Genomic DNA, 592 nt, shown 5'->3' on the forward strand with positions numbered 1-592 from the left:
GGATTGATTCCTTTGTCATCGCTGATTTCGCCAGGGTCGGCCGGATTAACACACAGCCCTGGCGCGGGGCACAGTATCTTGCACTCCAGCGCCTTACACGGCACCGGCTTCACATTACAGAATGCATCGCCAGGGAGAAAACCTACATGCTCAACAACATCTTTCTGAAATTCAGCGAGTTTGCCATGCTGGACAACGATGAGCACCCTTTCTCCAATAAATATGGTGCCACTGCTGAAGCTGTTCTGACGGACTACCTTTCTACCGAAGCCATCGTAAATGCTTCTGTAGATGAACTGATTGCTTTTATCAGTTCCAAAAGCCGCGGACGCATCCATGATCCAGAGCAGGCCACTTATCTGCTTCAAAAGGCTGCTAATGATTCTTACAGGCTGGACAAGTGCCTTTATGAACCTTTGACAGTCTCGATCGGGTGTTCCTTTAACTGCATCAATGCATTTGAAAAGGAGCTCAAAGCAATTGATGATGCTATTTTAAGAACGGTGAAAGGGCTGAATCCTACCGAGTACCAGGTCCTCAACTCGGTTCCCGGAATCGGCAAGGTTTATGCCAGTGGCATTCTTGCTGAAAT

The 592-nt window shown here is 48.1% G+C and carries 1 protein-coding gene and 1 pseudogene; both read left to right on the plus strand.

What is annotated here, in order from left to right:
• Positions 1-44: 44 nt before the first annotated feature.
• Positions 45-95, plus strand: a pseudogene (locus NE664_12765) (hypothetical protein).
• 51 nt (positions 96-146) lie between these two features.
• The coding region (locus tag NE664_12770; protein ID MCQ4727508.1) for an IS110 family transposase at positions 147-592 on the plus strand (446 nt) is incomplete at its 3' end.

Origin of the sequence: Anaerotignum faecicola, from assembly GCA_024460105.1 — a bacterium.
In the GTDB taxonomy this organism is placed as follows: Bacteria; Bacillota; Clostridia; order Lachnospirales; family Anaerotignaceae; genus JANFXS01.